Annotated in this window: 2 protein-coding genes and 1 pseudogene; 1 reads left to right on the top strand and 2 read right to left on the bottom strand. The window is 64.6% G+C overall.

All coding sequences use genetic code 11. The annotated features are described in order from the left end of the window. Nucleotides 1-106 (bottom strand): annotated as a pseudogene (locus AC062T_RS09705) (permease-like cell division protein FtsX); the annotation flags it as partial. Continuing rightward, nucleotides 103-840: a cell division ATP-binding protein FtsE gene (gene ftsE / locus AC062T_RS09700; protein WP_476029531.1), complete on the bottom strand. Its 738-nt coding sequence runs from the start codon at nt 838-840 to the stop codon at nt 103-105. The gene ftsE and the pseudogene AC062T_RS09705, both read right to left, overlap by 4 nt. A gap of 343 nt (nt 841-1,183) precedes the next feature. Here ftsE and AC062T_RS09695 point away from each other — a divergent pair, with 343 nt between their 5' ends. Then, nucleotides 1,184-2,596: a hypothetical protein gene (locus AC062T_RS09695; RefSeq protein ID WP_476029529.1), complete on the top strand. Its 1,413-nt coding sequence runs from the start codon at nt 1,184-1,186 to the stop codon at nt 2,594-2,596. Nucleotides 2,597-2,599 lie beyond the last annotated feature (3 nt).

The following is a 2,599-nucleotide window of genomic DNA, read 5'->3' as shown; positions in this document are numbered from 1 at the left end:
CGACGAAGGTCAGGGAGATGAAGGTCACCAGAACAACGGAGACCACCATCGAGAAGTTGCGACGAAGGCCCTGGCCCACCTCCGACATGATCAAACCAAATCTCACAGCGATTCCCCCTGGTTCGAGGCCTGCGCCGTTTTTTGCACCGGGATTGCCTGTGTGAGGTATCCACCCTGGCGCTCGTCGCGCACGACCTGACCGCCGACGAGCTCGATCACGCGGCGCTTCATCTGATCCACGATTCCCGCATCGTGGGTTGCCATAATCACCGTGGTTCCGCTCTGACTGATGCGCTCGAGAAGAGTCATGATGCCCGCGCTGGTCGCGGGGTCCAAGTTTCCTGTCGGCTCGTCAGCAAGCAGAAGGGCGGGCCGGTTGACGATAGCGCGCGCAATGGCGACGCGCTGCTGCTCGCCACCAGAAAGTTCGTGTGGGTAGCGACTGGTCTTGCCCGCGAGGCCGACCATCTTGAGTACGTCGGGAACGGCCTCCTGGATGAAGCCCTTCGACTTGCCAATCACCTGGAGCGAGAAGGCAACGTTGTCGAACACCGTCTTCTGGGGCAAAAGCCTGAAGTCCTGAAAGACCACGCCAAGGTTGCGGCGAAAATAGGGGACCTTGCGGCTCGAGAGCCGGCCGACGTTGTGGCCGAGAACATGAATCTCGCCCTTGGTCGGGTTCTCCTCTTTAAGGATGAGGCGCAAAAAACTCGACTTGCCGCTGCCGGATGCGCCGACAAGAAACACGAACTCCCCCCGCTGAATTTCGAGGGTCACCGAGTTGAGGGCGGGCCTCGTGGTGCCGGCGTAGAGCTTAGTTACCTGATCAAATCGAATCATGACGTCACGAGCCTAAGCACGGGAAGGTGTTATGCGGGTCAGCGACAGGCGGCGGGTCGCATCCGCATGCCGCAACCCTTATTGACCTGTAGACAACCAACAACCGCGAGGCTACGAGAACCACTCAGTTTGACGAAGGTTACACACATTTGTGGGGCCATATGAGGCGGCTAAAGACGCTGCTAGATTCGGCCCAATTGACCGAACACGACGCTCTCTCAATCGCCGGCAACGGAGCCCCACCTGAGGGAGAGCACCCGCGCAGCCGCTCCAGCACAGTTTCACCACAGCCCAGGTTGTGCGGCCGGCGTCGTGCCCGGATCCCGACAAAGGAGTCAGCTGCATGTCCGGTTCTGCCCACACCATGTCCGCGCGGCGCGACAACACCTCAAAGGTTGTCATCGCCGTGCTATCCATTCTCCTCATCGGCCTCCTGGCCTTCTTCTTTATGACCACCGACAAGCTCGCCGCCGGAGCTAACCAGCTCGCAACGGGAGCCGACACGGCCCGCGATGGTTCGGTCAAGCTTGTCGATGGCGCCGCAACCCTGCACACGGGCACCGGCACGCTCAAGGACGGCGCCGCTTCCGCCAAGGAGGGAGCATTCAAGCTCTCCGCCGGGGCGACCTCCGCCAAGGAGGGTGCCGACAAGGTCGCAGCGGGCGCCGCGAGCGCTAGCGCCGGTGCCACCTCGCTGGCCCAGGGCGCCAACAAGCTCTTCGCCGGAGCAAGCACCCTCAACCAGGGTGCAGCATCCGCCGCATCGGGTGCCGCAACGCTTGCCGCGGGCGCATCCGACGCCAACGTCGGGGCGGCCAAGGTCAACGCGGGTGCGGCGCAGCTCTCAGCAGGTTTCAACGCACCAGATCCCGCGACTGGCCTCACGGCGTCCCAGAGCGCAAAGCAGCTCCAGGACGGAGCGGCAGCAGTCAACGCTGGACTTGGGCAGCTCGCGACTGGCGTGGACGACGCCCGAATTGGCGCGGAGGCCCTTCGAGACGGCCTGGCCTCGCTCGCGGCAGTCTTCGGACCGGGGTCACCGTATGCGGGTACACCCTATGCAACCGGGTACAACAACCTCGTTCTGGGAGCCAACAGGCTCGCCGGCGGACTCGACGACCCGCTGACGACGACGCCCAATGACCCCTACGGCCTCAAGAAGGCCGACCTGGGTGCGGAGGCGCTCACTGCCCCCGGCGCTATGCCCGCGGTAGCTGCGGGCACAACGAAGATCCACACGAGCATCACGAACGCGGCGGCCGGAACAGCCGAGCTCTCGGCCGGCGCCGCTTCCCTCGCAGCTGGCACGAGCAAGCTCTCCATCGGAGCATCTTCTCTCGCCGAGGGCACCGCGAAGGTTGCTGCTGGTGCCGGCACGCTCTCCACCGGCGGGGCGAGCCTCGCCACCGGCGCTAACAACCTCAACAGCGGTCTGCAGACCCTCTCCACCGGCGCGGGCGACCTCGCCGCGGGGGCCAACACGCTCTCGACGGGTGCTGCGAGTCTGGCCGAAGGCAACGGCACCCTGGCTGCGGGAGCCGAGAAGCTCAACGCCGGAGCCAAGACGCTGAGCGAAGGCATGACCGACCTCGGTGACGGCAACGAGAAGATCGCTGCAGGATCGGGCGAACTCGCCGCGGGTGCGCAAAGCGTCTCCCCCGCATCGCTCCTGCCGATCGTGCTCATCGTGCTAGCGCTGCTCGTGGCTGCCACGATCGCCTGGCTCGTAGTCCGCCGCCAGGTGGTTCGCCACTAAGTA

Source organism: Homoserinimonas sp. (assembly GCF_056262345.1).
This window is presented reverse-complemented; position numbering and strand designations above follow the sequence as displayed.

Bases quoted from the DNA above. Each gene is read 5' to 3' on its own strand.
- AC062T_RS09695 (WP_476029529.1), top strand. From the start codon at position 1,184: ATGTCCGGTTCTGCCCACACCATGTCCGCGCGGCGCGACAACACCTCA.
- ftsE (WP_476029531.1), bottom strand. From the start codon at position 840: ATGATTCGATTTGATCAGGTAACTAAGCTCTACGCCGGCACCACGAGG.